11 protein-coding genes are annotated in these 16,955 nt (G+C 45.8%); 5 read left to right on the top strand and 6 right to left on the bottom strand.

The features are described from left to right. Window positions 1–81: 81 nt before the first annotated feature. Window positions 82–1,215, top strand: coding sequence for a succinyl-diaminopimelate desuccinylase (gene dapE / locus AZH43_RS00760; RefSeq protein WP_067665369.1), 1,134 nt, complete (start codon window positions 82–84; stop codon window positions 1,213–1,215). Between the two features lie 79 nt (window positions 1,216–1,294). On the opposite strand, the gene AZH43_RS00755 is transcribed toward dapE, so the two are convergent. From AZH43_RS00755 to pilG, 6 genes are all read right to left on the bottom strand, one after another. Then, window positions 1,295–1,741 carry a hypothetical protein gene (locus AZH43_RS00755; RefSeq protein WP_067665366.1) on the bottom strand — a complete coding sequence of 149 codons (447 nt, stop codon included), beginning with the start codon at window positions 1,739–1,741 and terminating at the stop codon, window positions 1,295–1,297. A gap of 3 nt (window positions 1,742–1,744) precedes the next feature. Further along, window positions 1,745–6,223 (bottom strand): hybrid sensor histidine kinase/response regulator, encoded by a 4,479-nt coding sequence (locus AZH43_RS00750; protein WP_067665363.1) that lies wholly within the window; start codon window positions 6,221–6,223, stop codon window positions 1,745–1,747. A gap of 171 nt (window positions 6,224–6,394) precedes the next feature. Next, on the bottom strand, window positions 6,395–8,467 hold the full coding sequence (locus AZH43_RS00745) for a methyl-accepting chemotaxis protein (protein WP_067665360.1): 2,073 nt from the start codon (window positions 8,465–8,467) through the stop codon (window positions 6,395–6,397). A 43-nt stretch (window positions 8,468–8,510) separates the two neighbouring features. Beyond that, window positions 8,511–9,047: a chemotaxis protein CheW gene (locus AZH43_RS00740; protein WP_067665357.1), complete on the bottom strand. Its 537-nt coding sequence runs from the start codon at window positions 9,045–9,047 to the stop codon at window positions 8,511–8,513. Window positions 9,048–9,053: 6 nt separating this feature from the next. Next, window positions 9,054–9,422, bottom strand: coding sequence for a response regulator (locus AZH43_RS00735; RefSeq protein ID WP_067665354.1), 369 nt, complete (start codon window positions 9,420–9,422; stop codon window positions 9,054–9,056). A gap of 24 nt (window positions 9,423–9,446) precedes the next feature. Continuing rightward, entirely contained in the window at window positions 9,447–9,830 is a 384-nt protein-coding gene (gene pilG, locus AZH43_RS00730; protein ID WP_067665351.1) for a twitching motility response regulator PilG, read from the bottom strand. A gap of 280 nt (window positions 9,831–10,110) precedes the next feature. Here pilG and AZH43_RS00725 point away from each other — a divergent pair, with 280 nt between their 5' ends. From AZH43_RS00725 to AZH43_RS00710, 4 genes are all read left to right on the top strand, one after another. Beyond that, the gene (locus AZH43_RS00725; RefSeq protein ID WP_067665348.1) at window positions 10,111–10,758 is read left to right on the top strand and encodes a hypothetical protein; all 648 of its coding nucleotides are present in this window, start codon (window positions 10,111–10,113) and stop codon (window positions 10,756–10,758) included. Window positions 10,759–10,806: 48 nt separating this feature from the next. After that, window positions 10,807–11,934: an efflux RND transporter periplasmic adaptor subunit gene (locus AZH43_RS00720; protein ID WP_067665345.1), complete on the top strand. Its 1,128-nt coding sequence runs from the start codon at window positions 10,807–10,809 to the stop codon at window positions 11,932–11,934. Between the two features lie 21 nt (window positions 11,935–11,955). Beyond that, entirely contained in the window at window positions 11,956–15,060 is a 3,105-nt protein-coding gene (locus AZH43_RS00715) for an efflux RND transporter permease subunit (protein WP_067665342.1), read from the top strand. A gap of 117 nt (window positions 15,061–15,177) precedes the next feature. Next, window positions 15,178–16,893, top strand: coding sequence for a proline--tRNA ligase (locus AZH43_RS00710; protein WP_067665339.1), 1,716 nt, complete (start codon window positions 15,178–15,180; stop codon window positions 16,891–16,893). Window positions 16,894–16,955 lie beyond the last annotated feature (62 nt).

The following is a 16,955-nucleotide window of genomic DNA, read 5'->3' as shown; positions in this document are numbered from 1 at the left end:
AAGGTTTTTTTATGTTTAAATTTTCCTTTATTTTGCTGATTCGCCTATTATATTGCGACATTTTAGACTTTCAGATTCAGCATGACTTCATCAGCGACCCTCGATCTCAGCCTAGAGCTCTTACGCCAGCCTTCGGTAACACCTGTCGATCACACTTGCCAGACCATCATGGCAGAGCGTTTGGAAAATGCAGGCTTTACTATTGAACATATGCGTTTTGAAGACGTCGACAACTTATGGGCGCGTCGCGGTACGGAGTCTCCCGTTTTCTGTTTCGCAGGACATACCGATGTTGTCCCGACAGGCAGCTTAGATGCATGGGGTTCAGACCCTTTTGCACCGGAAATCCGCGACGGCAAACTTTATGGCCGCGGCAGCGCAGATATGAAAACTGCGCTGGCGGCTATGGTTGTCGCTTCGGAGCGCTTTACAGCCAAGCACCCGAACCATAAAGGCTCTATCGCATTCTTGATTACATCAGATGAAGAAGGGCCTTCTATTAACGGCACGGTTAAAGTAGTTGAAACCTTGGAAGCCCGCAATGAAAAAATGGCTTGGTGCTTGGTGGGCGAACCGTCCAGCACTCATACCTTAGGCGACATTGTGAAAAACGGCCGCCGCGGCTCTTTAAATGCAAAATTAACGGTAAAAGGCAAGCAAGGCCATGTTGCCTACCCGCATCTTGCGGTAAATCCAATTCATACAGCATCAAAAGCCATTGCAGAACTCTGCGAAACGGTTTGGGATCACGGCAATGAATATTTTCCGGCAACATCTTTCCAAATTTCCAATATCAACTCAGGAACGGGCGCAACCAATGTCGTTCCCGGCACAATGACGTCTTTATTCAACTTCCGCTATTCCACAGAAGTCACTGCAGATGAACTAAAGGCCCGCACCTTAGAAATTTTAGACCGCCACAATGTCGACTATGATATTGAATGGACGCTGTCCGGCTTGCCATTCTTAACCCCAGTCGGTGAATTGGTGAATGCTGCCAAACATGCTATCCGCAATGTCACAGGAGTTGAAACAGAGCTTTCTACCAGCGGCGGCACATCCGATGGCCGCTTTATTGCACCTACTGGCGCTCAGGTTCTTGAATTAGGCGTATTGAATGCCACAATCCATCAAGTCGATGAGCATGTGAATGTAGCTGATTTAGAGCCTTTGGCCGAGATTTATGAGCAGATTTTAGAAGGCCTGCTCGCATAATCAATCCCGCTATTGAATCATTCAGGCAATAAAAAATGAACGCTAAGCGTTCCTTTTTTATTGCCATGCTTTTCAGCCCTTAGAGACCGATAGCGGATTGCATATAGGCCAGATTAGGAATGTGATAAATCTGATCGTTCATGCGCACGTACTGGAAAACTGCCGGGTCTGTCAACGCATGCTCTTCATCAACAATTTCTGAAATACGCAGACGGATCGATTTAGGCATTTCATTGCACATCAGCGCAAAACGCTGATTGACTTCATCCCCTTCAATTACCAATGCCACACCATTTTTACGCCCAGGCTCATTCACAGCATACACAGGCAGTTTCAATTCATGCCACTGCACATTCGGCACTTGGGTTTCACTGTCCAATGCAGACAAAACAATGTTTTGCGGCAGCAGCATCGCTTCTTTACCGTGGCAATCGATGATGTACGCATCAATAAACCCTGTAGAAACAGTAATTAAATGCTGCAGCTCCTGCTGGTTAATCTCATTCAACACAGTAGTCTGACTCATGGATTACTCCTGCTTTTCTGCAATTAAACTTTCAATATTGGCCAGCAGTTCCGCTTCTTGGAAAGGCTTGCCCATATAATGCGTGACGCCTAAGCTGAATGCGCGTTCGCGGTGTTTTTCACCTGTACGGGAGGTAATCATGATAATCGGCAAGTCTTGATGAATATCATGATGTCGGACTAAGTTCGTGACTTCAAAGCCATCCATACGCGGCATTTCAATGTCCAGCAGCATCAAGTCTGGTTTTACATTTTCCAGCTGTTCAATGGCGTCTACACCATCTTTGGCCGTGACAATATCATAGCCTTGGCGCTCCAGCAGGCGCGATGTCACTTTACGTACAGTGACCGAGTCATCCACAATCATGACTAAGCGGCGCGCGCTGCCATGACGCAGCAGATCTCGCTGATCCTTACTGCGTTTAACGCGCTGCGTGGTTTGAATCTGACGCGCAATGCTTTGCCCATCTAAAATCAAGCAGACCTGACCATCACCTAAAATTGTTGCGCCGGCAATCACACCGACATTAGAGAATTGATGGCCAATAGGTTTCACCACAATTTGCGCGCGCGAACCGATCAGCTGATCGACCAGCAACGCAATGGTTTGACCGCTATTGCCCTTAATCAGCAATACCGGCAAGGAATGCGCCATTTGGCTTAAACGCGGCACCGGCTGATTGGAAACAAATTCAGATAGATAGCGCAACTTATAGCTGCTGTTGTCAATTTTGAAAGTATCCGCCTTGCTGCCGAAATAATCTTCCAGCGCAGAAGGCGCAATACGGACAATACGTTCAATCTGCGCCAAGGAAATCGCAAACTGCTGATCGCCTGCTTTCACCATCAAGGCATCGCTGACGGATACCGTCGTCGGTACGCGGATCGTGAAGGTCGTGCCTTTGCCCAGTTCAGAATCAACCGTTACATGGCCGCCCAGCGCCTTGATTTCGCTTTGCACCACATCCAGACCTACGCCGCGTCCAGAAATCTGCGTAACCGCCTGCGCTGTACTGAAACCCGGATGGAATATCAGCTGAAGCACTTCCTGTTTCTCCAGGAATTGATCTTCTTTAATCAAGCCCTGACTCAAGGCTTTAGCTTTGATTTTTGCTTCATCAATGCCTTTGCCGTCATCACTGAATGATACAAGCACATCTGTACCTTGACGGCTAATGTTCAATATAATATTGCCGACTTCAGGCTTATGCAGCGCCAAACGGTCAACTGTATCCTCCAAACCATGGTCAATTGCGTTCCGGAGCATGTGCTCAAAAGGCGTAACCAGACGTTCTAAAATTGTACGGTCCAGTTCGCCTTCTGTGTTTTGCACAATCAATTCTGCAGGACGGTTTAAAGTCGATGAAGTTTGGCGCACAATCCGCTGCAACCGCGGCAGCATCCGTGAGAACGGTACAAGACGGGTACGCATTAAGCTTTCTTGAATTTCTGCTTGAATGCGTGACTGTTGAAGCAACAGGCCTTCCGTGTCGCGGATTTTCTCGGACAGCGTGCTTTTGAAATCCACCAAATCCGATGCTGATTCCGCTAGAGATTTAGACAGCTGGTTCAAAGATGAATACTGATCCATCTCTAAAGGGTCAAAATCAGCGTAACGTGAATGCTCAGTACCATGCTTTGCAATAATCTGAGACTCCAGCTCACCGTCCATTCGGCGCAGCTGATCGGCTAAACGCTTAATCGCCAATTCCATTTCGTTCAGCGTATTGCCCAGCTGGCCTAAATCCATCTCAATCCGCGAACGGTTAATGGAGTTTTCACCAGCCAAGTCAATCATTTTCTCGACAAGATCAGCCGATATACGGATCATTTCATTGCTGTTGTCCGCTTTAAGCGCATCCGTCCATTCGCCTTGCATTGACGGAGGCTCAACACCATCGCCTTGAATAAATTCAAAACCGCGCACTGCAGCCGTTTTTTCCGACCGGTTAAAGCTATTCGGCAGCTGTGCCGGAACATCCACAAATTCAATGGCATCGAGACTGAACTTAATGCTGTCGAAATTACTGTAATCTTTGTCAAAAATTGCCTGTTTTAGCCAGCTGACCGTGGTTTGCAGCAAATCATCATAAGCATTGGAGTTAAAATGATAGACGGCAAACTGTTCAAAGGTCGTTTCCAACTGGTAGGATATCGCCGCAACAGGCTCATTTTCCACCATGCGCGCGCCACCTTTAATACTGTGGGCTGCACGCTGTAATTGAAGCAAAATGCTACGGTCGCTACGCTGCTCGAACCATTGAGCCAGTAATTGCTCGGTATGATCTAGAACTTCCTCTGCTTCCTCCAAGAACGTTTCTTCTACCACTGAACGCAGCGCTTCATCTTCTTCAGATAAAACCGGTTTTACAGCAGTATTTCTTTCGTCCTGTTCTGAAACAAGCTGCGGTTCATTCATCTGTACCGCAGTCTCTGCCGGCTGTACATGGGCCTCAGCTTCAATCTCGGCTTCAATACGGTCAATGCCGCTATCAACAGATGGCGCATCATCCACCGCAAGCTCAGCCTCAACGGCTGGCGCAGCATCATATGCCGCAGCTTTAACTGCAGCAGCGCTTGATTGCCCTTCAGCAATAGATTGAATATTTTTGATAATATCAATCACTGCGTCAGCCGGATAATCAGTATTTTGCTCACGGATGATTTGAATCCGGTCAGATACATCATCCTGCACTAAACGTATAATTTGAATCAGCGCCGGATTAATGGCAATTTGCTGACGGATAATGCGTTCATAAACCGATTCCAGCTCATGCGCGATTAAGCCCACATGAGATGCTGAAATCATATTTGCGCCGCCTTTTAAGGTATGCAAATAACGCATCAAGTTGTTCAAAGCGCCAATATTGCTTTGATCTTTTGTCCATGTGCTTAAATCTGCATCAATACCGGCAAGCAGTTCATCCGCTTCTTCAAGAAAAATTTCCAGCAAATCTTCATCAAAGTTTTTGTTTGCTTCAGCGGATTGAAGCTGAGCCCTCTCAGAAGCAATACGCTGGCTCAATTGCGCATAATCGACACCTGCAGGCGCTGCAGTCTCAGCCGCCGCATTAATGGCAGCAGATTCCGCATGCTTCGCTTGGGCTGCCGCCGGATCTATATCCTGCTGTACAAATGCCGACAGTTCATTCAGCAGTTTCTGCGCGTCTGCATTTAATACCACCCGCTGACCTGCAGCTAAGGTATCGAACAGATGGATAAATTCCTGATGCGCCTGTGCAAACAATTCGTATGCATACTCAAAGTTCATCAGCTCAGGCTTTTCGGCCAGCACATCATAGCCTTGCTTCAGCTCTGCAGTGAATTCATGAATGCCCGCAGATGCACGGTTGCTGGTGTGTTCCAGCAGCAGCTGCGCTTGCGCGCTCAGCAAATTAAGATATTCAGGAAACTCTGCTTTAGCGCGGCTGTCAAATTCAAATTCGGCATCCAGCAGCTGATCAATATTCAATTCAATCAGCTTAGACACTAAGCCTTGCGGATTGCTGTCCTCGCTGAGTTTTTCAGCGGCAAAGCCGTAATCAGTCCACGCTGAATTAAAGGTCTCATAAATGGCATCCAGCTGTTCGCTTGAACCCTTGCGCAAAGTATGCAGATAATCCCGCACAAATTCCGCATATTGAACCAGCAAAGCGCTTTCTTTTGAGCTTGAGACAATATCTTCCTGCAGCAAGGTCTTAAACAAATTTTCTACTTTTGAGCTTGCTTCAAAAATCTGGTCAATTTGCGCCATGGATGAGCTGCCGCGCAATGTATGAAGAGCGCGGATCAAGCCATTATAATCTTGAATTTTTTCGTTATCATTTTTCAAGAACTGATCGATTGTATGAAGATGCTCTTCCGCTTCTTCAATAAAGATCGAAACTGTTTCTTCAATATAGCTATCATTGCTTCCAACAGCAGAACCGCTTTCAGCTGCGGTTTCTAGCGCCTCTGCTAATTCAAGGCCTGTTTTAGCGTTTGGAGAATTCAATGTATCGGCCAGACTTAATAGTTCTTCTAATGCCGGCTCTAGACTTTTACCCTGCTGCAGCTGCTGGCCCAACAAAACAAGCGGACGCAAGTCGACATCCAGCTCTTCCACAGTTTTAAACCGCGGGTATAACTTATATTGATAGACATTTGAAACTGTTTGAGCAAATTTCTGTATTACTGGCGTCAGCACAATAGCGCCCGAAAGAACGCGGTTGAGCGTATCTTCAACTGCCCACGCCGTTTCACCGGCAGATTTCGCCCCCACCATGCGGCCAGACCCTTTTAGGGTATGGAAATGACGGCGAATCGTAGTCAGCGTTTCTGGATTGTTCGGTTCTGCTAGCCAACCCGTAAATAAAGAATTTAATTCAGCGAAGATTTCTTCTATTTCTTCAACAAAAATTTCTAAAATTTCTGCATCTTGATCAAGATAGCTATCTTCCGGAAGCGTAGTCGTTTCTACTAAATTTTTTAATATTTCTTTCATAGCTAAGGCTTCTTACGTTTTTGCCACCAAACTGGGTGCTCAAACTTAATTGTAACCATCACGCGAGACTCAACTTAAAGCAATTGAGTTCATCTTGACGATGCTCGATCTGTGTTCCCCAATGCGCCTCCCCCTTAAGCAAGGCGCATCTCCCCCCAAAACTTTCTAACTTTATTCAGGAAGTTTAAAGTCAGATACAGATTCACGTAATGATTCGGCCATGTTCGCCAATTCAGACACCGAACGGGCAGTATCAAAGGTTGCGGTTGTAGTTTGAGATGTAATCTCCTGTACAACGTTCATCGTGGTGGCAATATGGCCCGCAGAAGCAGACTGAAGTTTTGCCGCATCAGAAATGTTCGCAATCAGTTTTGCCAAGTTGCCGGATACGTTCTGAATTTCATCCAGCGCCACACCCGCATCCTTAGACAAGTTCGCACCGCGTACAACTTCCGAAGTGGTTTGTTCCATCGAAATAACCGCTTCATTGGTATCGGTCTGAATCGTTTTTACCAAGCCTTCAATCTGCTTTGTCGCCGATGCTGAACGTTCTGCTAGACGTTGTACTTCATCCGCTACCACGGCGAAACCGCGACCTGCTTCACCCGCCATAGATGCCTGAATTGCAGCGTTCAAGGCCAGAATGTTCGTCTGGTCGGCAATATCGTTAATCAATGCAACGATGTTACCAATCTCTTGAGAAGATTCACCCAAACGCTTAATACGTTTTGATGTTTCTTGAATCTGCTCACGAATCGTGTCCATACCTTCAATAGAACGGTTTACAACTTGCGCGCCGTTGGCAGCAATTTGTACTGAACGCTCTGCTACCACAGCAGACTCATCGGCGTTGGCAGATACTTGGTCAATAGACACCGCCATTTCATTAATTGCGGCAGATGCGCCGGCAATTTCCTGCGCCTGATGTTCAGATGCTTCCGCTAACTGATTGGTAATCCCCTGCGTATTTGCCGTATATTGCGCAACTTCCTGAGAAGTTTCTGTAATACGCGATACAAGGTCACGCAGCTGGTCAATCGCGAAGTTAATTGAGTCGGCAATTGCGCCTGTAAAATCTTCAGATACTGTTGCATATGAACGCAAGTCACCGTCAGCCAAGTCGGCGATTTCATCTAGAAGACGTAAAATCGCGTTTTGGTTACGGTCGTACTCTTCCTGCAAGCGGGTTACGCGCTGCTTATCTGACTGACCGCGCAAAGACAGCAAGCGGAATACAGTAATCAAGAAGCCGACCAAGCACAGAATCAGGAACAATGCAGGAATCGCAATGGCCCAGTTTGAGCCTGATGAAAGTTTATTCAGACTGTTCAGCAGTTCATCTGACTGTGAAAAAATTGAAGCTGATGCCTGACGGACTTTTACAATCTGAGATGAGTTTTTCAGAATTGTCGCTGCTGCTGATTTCAATACTTCATCATATTCAGACTTGATGCCTGCCAATGATTCACGCAGCGCTGGATCTGAAATACGCTCTACGCCCAACTCTGCACTGCCGTCCAGCTGTGCATTCAAGTAAGAACCGAATGTTTCTGTATCGGCACTGAAGTCATCCGCAGATTCACGGGAACTTTCGTTACCGGTCAAGACTGAGCTGATTGAACGTAAAATACGTTCAGCAATGAACACCTGGTTTTTCGCGATAACAACCTGGTTTGACGGCATATTTTGACGCGCCATCTGGTCAACCATCAAGTTGTATTCCGCCTGAATACCTGGAATGGTTTCACCAATCGCAATGTTCGTGTCGTATAGCTTATTAATGATTTTCTGCTGCGACGAAATCAAAGTGATGTTGTCAGATACTTGCTTCCACTGATCTTCTACCGCTTTTAAAGCCTGAGTTGATGCATGCGTATCTTTAACAACTTCTAAATTTTCAGCAAAAGCGGTTTGAGATTCTGTCAGTTTCTTGATGGACTCTGCTGTACCGGATGCCGTCGCTTCCGTCGCCTGACGCGAAATAGTTTGCGACAATAGACGCAATTCACCCAAGCTTCGAGTCAAGTCGTTATTGCGAGGTACACTATAGAATAGATACAGCAATAAGAAAATTGCCACAAATAAACAGAAGGCTGCGCCCAAGATCAGCGGTTTAGACTTTTCACTATCACCAAATACGCGCGATAACTGATCTGTTTGTGATTGAATCTTGGCTAAAAAAGCATTTCCGCCTTTACGGCCAGTGCTTTCGCCCGTATTTTTTTTCTTAAGTTTAAAGCCCATGCAGCTTCTCCCCGTCTTCGACCTATCTGTTTAGGTGCGACAATTAATTTATAAATTTTATGGATGCGTTCATATATTTAGGATTTTGCATTAAGCTGCTGAATAAAAAGACATGCCACTGCTGGTTATGCTGGTGAAAATATCCTTTGCAATATTCTTTTAAATTGCTGTCCAATTCAGTGCCTGCAGAAAAGTAACTTTTCTTATTAAAATGCTGTATCCCCAAAACCTGATCGACGACTAAACCGACATAATGGTCATTATGACTGATGCATAATACTTTTTGAGTCGGTGAGTAACTGCTCCGCTGACCGCTAATATATTCTGCTAAATCAGACACAGACAATAAACGGCCCCGAATATTCGCCAACCCCTGCACCCAAGACTGCGTATTTGGCACTGGGGTACATTTTGGCGGATATATCACTTCAGATACTTCACCTAAAGGGGCAACAAAATATTGCCCCATCATCTCAAAAGCAATGCCTGACCATCGGTTTACCTCGTTTTCAGTCGAAACGTAGTTTTTATTGCCACGTTTTGCTATTCGAAGTAATTCGATAAATCCATTTGCTGCCATAGAGCTTTATCCTGCATTGAGGTGTTGCTTAATCACATCAATCAATTGCTGTTCATCGACAGGCTTTGTCAAATAATCACATGCGCCCTGACGTTTGCCCCAAACGCGGTCAGTTGCCTGATCTTTGGTGCTGACAATGACAATTGGAATATGCTTGGTTGTTGAACCGCGCGCAATTTGACGCGTTGCCTGAAAACCGTTTACACCCGGCATAACCACGTCCATCAGCACTAAATCCGGCAGCTCGGCCTGAGCCATGGTCACGCCGTCAGCGCCATTCGAAGCTTCGATCACTTCAAAACCGTGCTTGCCCAAAATCTCTTTGAAACGGAAAGTTTCAGTCGGTGAATCATCCACGATTAAAATACGTGCCATTCCATTCCCCAAAATTAATATAAGTTATACAGTTACATGATTACGGATAGCATTCAGCAGCTCATCTTTACTGAAAGGCTTCGTTAAATATTCATCCGAACCGACTACACGGCCCTTTGCCTGATCAAACAAACCATCTTTGCTTGAAAGCATGACGACTGGAATATTTTGATAATTTTGTGAGTTTTTGATTAGCGCGCAAGTTTGATAGCCATCAAGGCGAGGCATCATAATATCGACAAAAACTATATCTGGATTTGCTTCGGCAATTTTAGACAAAGCTTCAAAACCGTCTACTGCTGTTACTACGTCACATCCTTCACGCTGAAGCAATGTCTCTGCTGTACGGCGGATGGTTTTTGAATCATCAATCACCATGACTTTTAGATTTTGGAATTTATCGTCCATTTAATGACCCTACCATTTTTAGATGTACAAACATATTTTGTTAGCAGCTATATTTTTACAAGTTATCAACATTTTTAACATATATTTACTTGCTTTTTCAATGAGCATTTTCTGCGCGATCGCACAATAATACTTAATAACAGTAACTCTTTCACACTTTCCAATGACCAACGATTTTTTTTTATCTGCTAAAGGTTTTTAATTCTAAATTTTAAGACTAATATATCATTTTTATTACTTTAAAATAAGTAATTTAGTCCACTTTAAACTGGGGAGTCCAATGCTGAGTCAGTTTAAGAAAAAACTTACTTTCATTGATAGTCTGAGCATGTCTAAAAAAATTATTCTTATTGCTTGTTTGCTGTCAAATATTGCATTTGCTGCAGTCCCCGCTTCCCAGCAGCCGAAAACGGCTTGGTACCGCTATTACGACAGCAAAGGCATTGCCAATATCAGCACCAATGTGACCCCCAATCATATCCGTTACGGCTATGAAGCGCTTGATCAGAATATGCAAGTGATTCAGCGCAATAAACCTTATAATGCAGAAGCCGACATTAAGCAAGCGCCGCAGCGGGCGGCGCAGGCCAAGCAAATGGCCTCTGACAGCAAGCTCAAGCGCGCTTATGGAAACAGCGCTACAGCCATGCTCAAGAAGAAAGATTCACTGACGCTCATCAGCAAACAGCTGGCTTTTCAGCAAGAGCAATTAAAACAGCTGCAGAATGACCGCATTTTATTCGTGCGTCAGGAGCGAGAGCATTTCCGTAAAGGCGAAACTGTTCCCGCCCAGCTAAAAACAATGCTTGCAAATAATCAAAAAAATATCGTTGCAAAAAAAGAATACATCCAATCTTTACAAACAAGCTATCGAAATTCAGCAGCGGAATACGACAGAATCATTTCACGTTTGAAAGCTATGGAATAATTCCATTCATTCAGACGTGAATGTTGACAGCAGGATAAAGGGACAACTATGCGATCAGCACAGCAAATAAATTATTTTAAACAAAAAAAAATAGCCCATCTTTTTAAAATCAGCATACTTTGCCTTAGCCTCGCCCTAACCGCCTGCCAAAAAAACCAATCGCCTGAGTCTACAGAAACGGTAAAAAAAATTGAATTGATTCAGCAGGATTTAGTGCCTGTACAGCAAGGGTCCTCTTTCAGCAAAACCGATTTTACCGGTACAATCCGCGCAGTTAATCAAAGCAGCATTCAGGCGCAAGTTACAGCGACAGCCGCCAGTGTCAATGCACAAGTCGGACAGTCTGTCATTAAAGGTCAAGTTCTTGTCCGTTTAAATAATCAGGACAATGCCGCCCGTTTAGCGCAATCAAAAGCCAATCTTGCTTCAGCTCAAGCGCAGGCCAATCAGGCCAAACTGATGATGCAGCGCAAACAGCGCTTATTGGATCAGGGATTTATTTCTAAAGTCGATTTTGAGCAAAGCAAAGTCGACTATCAGGCGCAGCTGGAAAATGTCAATGCGCAGCAAGCCAATGTGGACATTGCCCAAAAAGCGGATCTGGACGGCACCATTATCAGTCCAATCAGCGGCGTCATTACTAAGCGCCAAGTTGAACCCGGGCAAACCGTGGCAGCAGGTGCGACCCTCTTTGAAATTGTTGACCCCAGCCATCTAGAAATTCAGGCGCAGCTGCCGAGCGACCAGCAGTCCGCCTTAAAAATCGGTCAAAAAATTGAATACACGATTCAAGGCAATCCAGACAAGCTGACAGCCGTACTCTCTCGTATTTCGCCCATTGCAGACCCAGCCAGCCGTCAAATTGAGTTTTTTGCGCAGCCGTCTGCAAATATCAATTCACGCAGCATTGGCGCCTTTGTCGAAGGCTCTATTTTAGGTTCAGATACGGTAAGCGGCCAGATTATTCCGCTGGATACCATTCACAATATTCAAACTAAACCGTATGTTTGGGTCATCCGTCAGAATAGAATCGCCCGATTAAACATCACTGTGCTGGAACAGCGCTACAGCAGCAATACAGCGGTCGTGCAAGGCCTCAATAACAGCGATTTAATCAGCCGGGTTCAATTTACGGAAGATGATATTCAGCAAGACGTCAGCATCAACAAAGAATAAATATAAATTAGGACAGCTGTTATGTGGTTTACCCGAATTAGCGTCAAATACCCTGTCTTCACCATTATGATGATGCTGTGCCTGCTGGTGCTTGGCTTGGCGTCTTGGCAGCGTATGGGTGTGGAAGAATTTCCAGACGTTGATTTTCCATTTGTGGTGATCTATACCAATTATCCGGGCGCATCGCCGGAATCGGTTGAATCTGAAATTACAAAAAAAATGGAAGATCAGATCAACACCATTTCCGGCCTAAAGCAAGTGATTTCCCAGTCCAGTGAAGGGCTGTCAATGATCATTGCCGAATTTAATCTGGATGTGCTGTCTTCGGTTGCAGCGCAAGATATCCGCGACAAGATTGCCCCTGTCAGCGCCCAATTCCGCGACGAAATTGATGATCCAATTGTAGAGCGCTACGACCCTACCGCAAGTCCGGTCATGTCAATTGTCTTTGAATCCCAAAATATGGATCTGCGCGATCTCAGCTCTTATCTGGAACAGCGCATTGTGCCTCAGCTGAGAACCGTTTCTGGCGTCGGCACCGTCAACCTGCTGGGCGATGCGCAGCGCCAAATCCGCATACAGGTCGACCCGAAGAAACTGCAAAGCTTTGGCCTAGGCATTGATCAGGTGCTGAACACCTTAAAAGCGGAAAATATTGAAGTGCCGGGCGGCACACTGAAACAGCCAACGTCTGAGCTGGTTGTAGAAATCAAGTCCCGAGTGATTCACCCGCAGGCTTTCGGCGATTTAGTAGTGGCAAATAAAAATGGCGCACCGATTTTCCTCAAGCAAGTGGCCAGCATTGAAGACAGCCAAGCGGAAATGGAATCCAGCGCGTATTTAAACGGTAAAACAGCCGTAGCCATTGATATTCTGCGCAGTTCAGATTCAAACGTCATTGAAGTCACGGACAATACCCGTAAAACGCTGGAAGAAATTAAAACCCAGCTGCCAAATGGTACAACAGCAGACATTGTCGTGGACTCATCGAAAGGTATCCGCGGCAGCATCAAAGATGTCGCCCGCACCATTGTTGAAGGCGCTGTGCTGGCCATTCTGATTGTGCTGCTGTTTTTAGGCTCTTTCCGCTCAACAGCCATTACCGGCATAACGCTACCCATTGCCCTTTTAGGTACGCTGACTTTTATTTGGGCATTCGGCTTCAGCATTAATATGATGACGCTGCTGGCGCTGTCTCTCAGTATTGGCCTACTGATTGATGACGCTATTGTGGTGCGTGAAAATATTGTACGCCATGCCGACATGGGCAAAGATCATGTGAGCGCAGCTTTGGACGGCACCAAAGAAATTGGCCTGGCGGTATTGGCCACAACGCTCACCATTGTCGCAGTATTTCTTCCTGTGGCATTCATGGGCGGCATTATCGGACGCTTTTTCTACCAGTTTGGCGTCACCGTCAGCACCGCAGTGCTGATCTCGATGTTTGTGAGCTTTACGCTCGATCCAATGCTGTCTGCGCATTGGGCTGAAAAAAAGAATCCTAATAAAAAGCCGGGTGCAGTCAAACGTTTCCTGAATTGGATTTCAGACAAGCTGGACAATCTAAGCCATTATTATGAAAAACTTCTGAAACTGGCGCTGCGCTTTCGTTTTATTACTATTTTAATTGCCGTGGCTTCACTGTTCGGCGCACTGGGCCTCTCCAAACTGATTGGTACAGAATTTGTGCCCGTACCGGATAAAGGTGAAATCCGCATTAAGTTTGAAACGCCTGTAGATGCCACACTCGAATATTCGCAAGCCAAACTGAAACAAGTCGATGCCATTATCCGCCAGCACCCGGAAGTGCGTGCAACGTACGGCGCAATCAACAGTGTTTCAGACCGAGGCAAAAACCATGTCAGCCTCCGAGTCACAGTCACCCCAAGAACTGCACGCAAAGAAACCCTGACCGATTTGAACAACCAATTCCGCAGCCGCTTGAAGCCCGTCGCGGGCATTACCGTAACGTCTGTCGCATCTGCAGATGAAACTGTGTCAGGCGGTCAAAAACCGGTGATGATTTCAATTAAAGGGCCGGACTTAAATGAACTGCAAAAGATTTCTGACCGCTTTATGAGCGAAGTTTCAAAGGTCAATGGCATTGTTGATTTAGAAAGTTCGCTGAAAGAGCCGAAACCGACATTGGGCGTCCATATCAACCGCGTGCTGGCCAGTGATTTAGGCCTCTCTGTCAATCAAATTGCCAATGTTGTCCGACCGCTGATCGCAGGTGACAACATCACCACATGGAAAGATGAAAAAGGCGAAACCTATGATGTTAATGTAAGGCTGAATCAAGACCAGCGCAGCTTGCCAAGCGATATACAAAACATGTATATCACCTCGCAAAAAACGGATGCATCAGGTCTGCCCATTTTAATTCCGCTCTCATCTGTCGCCAGTTTTGAAGAAACCCTTGGTGCATCTCAAATCAACCGCCGCGATCTGGCGCGCGAGGTTTTGGTCGAAGCCAACACGGCCGGCCGGCCCGCAGGTGATATTGGCGCGGACATCAAAAAAATAGAAGACAGTTTTGATTTGCCGCCCGGCTATTATTTTGCAACACAGGGCGCCAACAAAGACATGGCTGAGTCGGCAGGCTATGCCATGACAGCAATCACCCTGTCTATTGTGTTTATTTATATTGTATTAGGTTCGCAATTCAACAGTTTCATTCACCCTGCTGCCATTATGGCTTCTTTGCCGCTGTCGCTCATTGGGGTATTTCTCGCCTTATTTCTATTTAATTCCACAATGAACTTATTTTCCATTATCGGCATTATCATGCTGATGGGGTTGGTCACTAAAAACGCTATTTTACTGATTGATTTTATTAAAAAATCTATGGATAAAGGCATGCAGCGTTTTGATGCCATCATTGCTGCAGGCAAAACACGGCTCCGCCCTATCTTAATGACCACCAGCGCCATGGTCATGGGCATGGTGCCTTTAGCACTGGGCTTGGGTGAAGGAGGTGAACAGAGCGCGCCGATGGCGCATGCTGTCATTGGCGGGGKCATTACCTCAACCCTGCTCACGCTGGTCGTGGTTCCAGTCATTTTTACCTATTTAGATGACTTTAAAAATTTGATGATGCGTCAGGTCAAAAAATTCACCTCTTAATTGTATCGATGATGAATTCAGGCGAATAAATGCCAATGAGGTGACATTGAGAAATGTTCACCTCATTTTTTATTGTATAATCCCCCCTTTAACGCTTAATTTCTTAGGACAGTTTCCATGCGCGCGAGTCGCTTTTTATTTGCAACGTTGAGAGAAACCCCAAACGATGCTGAAGTTATTTCACATCAGTTAATGCTTCGTGCCGGGATGATTCGTAAATTGGCTTCGGGTTTGTATACTTGGCTGCCGATGGGCGTTCGCGTATTAAATAAAGTAGAAGCGATTGTGCGTGAAGAAATGGACCGTGCCGGCTCGCTTCAAGTATTAATGCCTGTGACTCAGCCTGCCTCACTGTGGGAAGAGTCTGGCCGCTATGTACAATACGGCCCGGAACTCTTACGCTTCAAAGACCGCCACAGCAATGACTTTGTACTTGGCCCTACACACGAAGAAGTCATCACTGACCTTGCGCGCAATGAATTAAAAAGCTACAAACAATTGCCTGCAAACTTCTATCAAGTGCAAACCAAATTCCGTGACGAAATCCGTCCGCGCTTTGGCGTAATGCGTTCACGCGAATTCATCATGAAAGATGCGTATTCTTTCCATGTCGATCAAGCATCGCTGCAAGAAACATATGACCGCATGTTCGATGCTTACTGTAAAATCTTTACACGCCTTGGCTTGAACTTCCGTCCAGTACAGGCAGATACGGGTTCAATTGGCGGTTCAGGCTCGCACGAATTCCATGTATTGGCTTCAAGCGGTGAAGACGATATCGCCTTTTCTACAGAATCAGACTACGCGGCCAACGTTGAAATGGCAGAAGCTGTCCTTGTCGGCGAGCGCGCGGCACCAGCTAAAGCGCTTGAAATTGTAGATACACCAAATCAAAAAACGATTGCGGATGTTTCAGAGTTCTTAAAATCTAATCCTGCACAATCTGTAAAAGCATTGCTGGTACAAGGTGTGGCTGAAGAAGGCAAAGCGACGCCTGTAGTTGCTTTATTCTTACGCGGCGATCACGAGCTGAACGAAATTAAAGCTGAAAAGCACCCATTAATTGCATCGCCGCTTGTCTTTGCAACAGAAACACAGCTGGAAGATTTAGGTTTAACAGCAGGTTTCTGCGGCCCTCAAGGTCTTGTTGAAAAAGGCATTACCGTTATTGCAGACCGCGCTGCATCTGTTTTGTCTGACTTCGTTGCCGGCGCGAACCAAGTGGATAAGCATGCAGTTGGCGTAAACTGGGAACGTGATGCTCAATTGACAGAAGTCTATGACTTGCGCAATGTAGTTGAAGGCGATCCATCTCCAGACGGCAAAGGCACACTGCAAATTAAACGCGGTATTGAAGTGGGCCATATTTTCCAATTGGGTCAAAAATACTCCGAAGCGCTCGGCTGTAAAGTCTTGGGTAAAGATGGCAAACCGCTTGTGGTGACTATGGGCTGTTATGGTATTGGTGTAACACGTGTTGTTGCATCCGCCATTGAGCAAAACTTCGATGACAAAGGCATCATCTGGCCATCTGCTATTGCGCCTTTCGAAGTTGCCATTGTACCAATGAATGCGCATAAATCTCCGCGTACATTAGAGGCGGCTGAAACGCTGTATGCAGAACTTCAAGCTGCCGGTTATGACGTGATTTTAGATGACCGTGACGAACGTCCTGGCGTTAAATTCTCTGACTTAGAAATTACAGGTATTCCTCACCGCATTGTCATTGGTGAAAAAGGCTTGGATGCTGGCACTTTTGAATATAAAGGCCGCCGCGATGCCGAATCTGTCAACATTTCTAAAGAAGAACTGCTGGCTAAAATTGCAAAATAAGTTTTAGCTAATGTAAAAATCCCGCTGAGTGCGGGATTTTTACATTCTAGGATAAATTGTAT

The organism is Acinetobacter pragensis (assembly GCF_001605895.1).
In the GTDB taxonomy this organism is placed as follows: Bacteria; Pseudomonadota; Gammaproteobacteria; order Pseudomonadales; family Moraxellaceae; genus Acinetobacter; species Acinetobacter pragensis.
The sequence above is the reverse complement of the archived record's forward strand: the minus strand, read 5'-3'. Positions and strand labels throughout refer to the sequence as shown.

What these genes read in the sequence shown, in the direction of transcription:
- dapE (WP_067665369.1), top strand. Translation starts at nt 82, where the DNA reads ATGACTTCATCAGCGACCCTCGATCTCAGCCTAGAGCTCTTACGCCAG.
- AZH43_RS00755 (WP_067665366.1), bottom strand. Translation starts at nt 1,741, where the DNA reads ATGAGTCAGACTACTGTGTTGAATGAGATTAACCAGCAGGAGCTGCAG.
- AZH43_RS00750 (WP_067665363.1), bottom strand. Translation starts at nt 6,223, where the DNA reads ATGAAAGAAATATTAAAAAATTTAGTAGAAACGACTACGCTTCCGGAA.
- AZH43_RS00745 (WP_067665360.1), bottom strand. Translation starts at nt 8,467, where the DNA reads ATGGGCTTTAAACTTAAGAAAAAAAATACGGGCGAAAGCACTGGCCGT.
- AZH43_RS00740 (WP_067665357.1), bottom strand. Translation starts at nt 9,047, where the DNA reads ATGGCAGCAAATGGATTTATCGAATTACTTCGAATAGCAAAACGTGGC.
- AZH43_RS00735 (WP_067665354.1), bottom strand. Translation starts at nt 9,422, where the DNA reads ATGGCACGTATTTTAATCGTGGATGATTCACCGACTGAAACTTTCCGT.
- pilG (WP_067665351.1), bottom strand. Translation starts at nt 9,830, where the DNA reads ATGGACGATAAATTCCAAAATCTAAAAGTCATGGTGATTGATGATTCA.
- AZH43_RS00725 (WP_067665348.1), top strand. Translation starts at nt 10,111, where the DNA reads ATGCTGAGTCAGTTTAAGAAAAAACTTACTTTCATTGATAGTCTGAGC.
- AZH43_RS00720 (WP_067665345.1), top strand. Translation starts at nt 10,807, where the DNA reads ATGCGATCAGCACAGCAAATAAATTATTTTAAACAAAAAAAAATAGCC.
- AZH43_RS00710 (WP_067665339.1), top strand. Translation starts at nt 15,178, where the DNA reads ATGCGCGCGAGTCGCTTTTTATTTGCAACGTTGAGAGAAACCCCAAAC.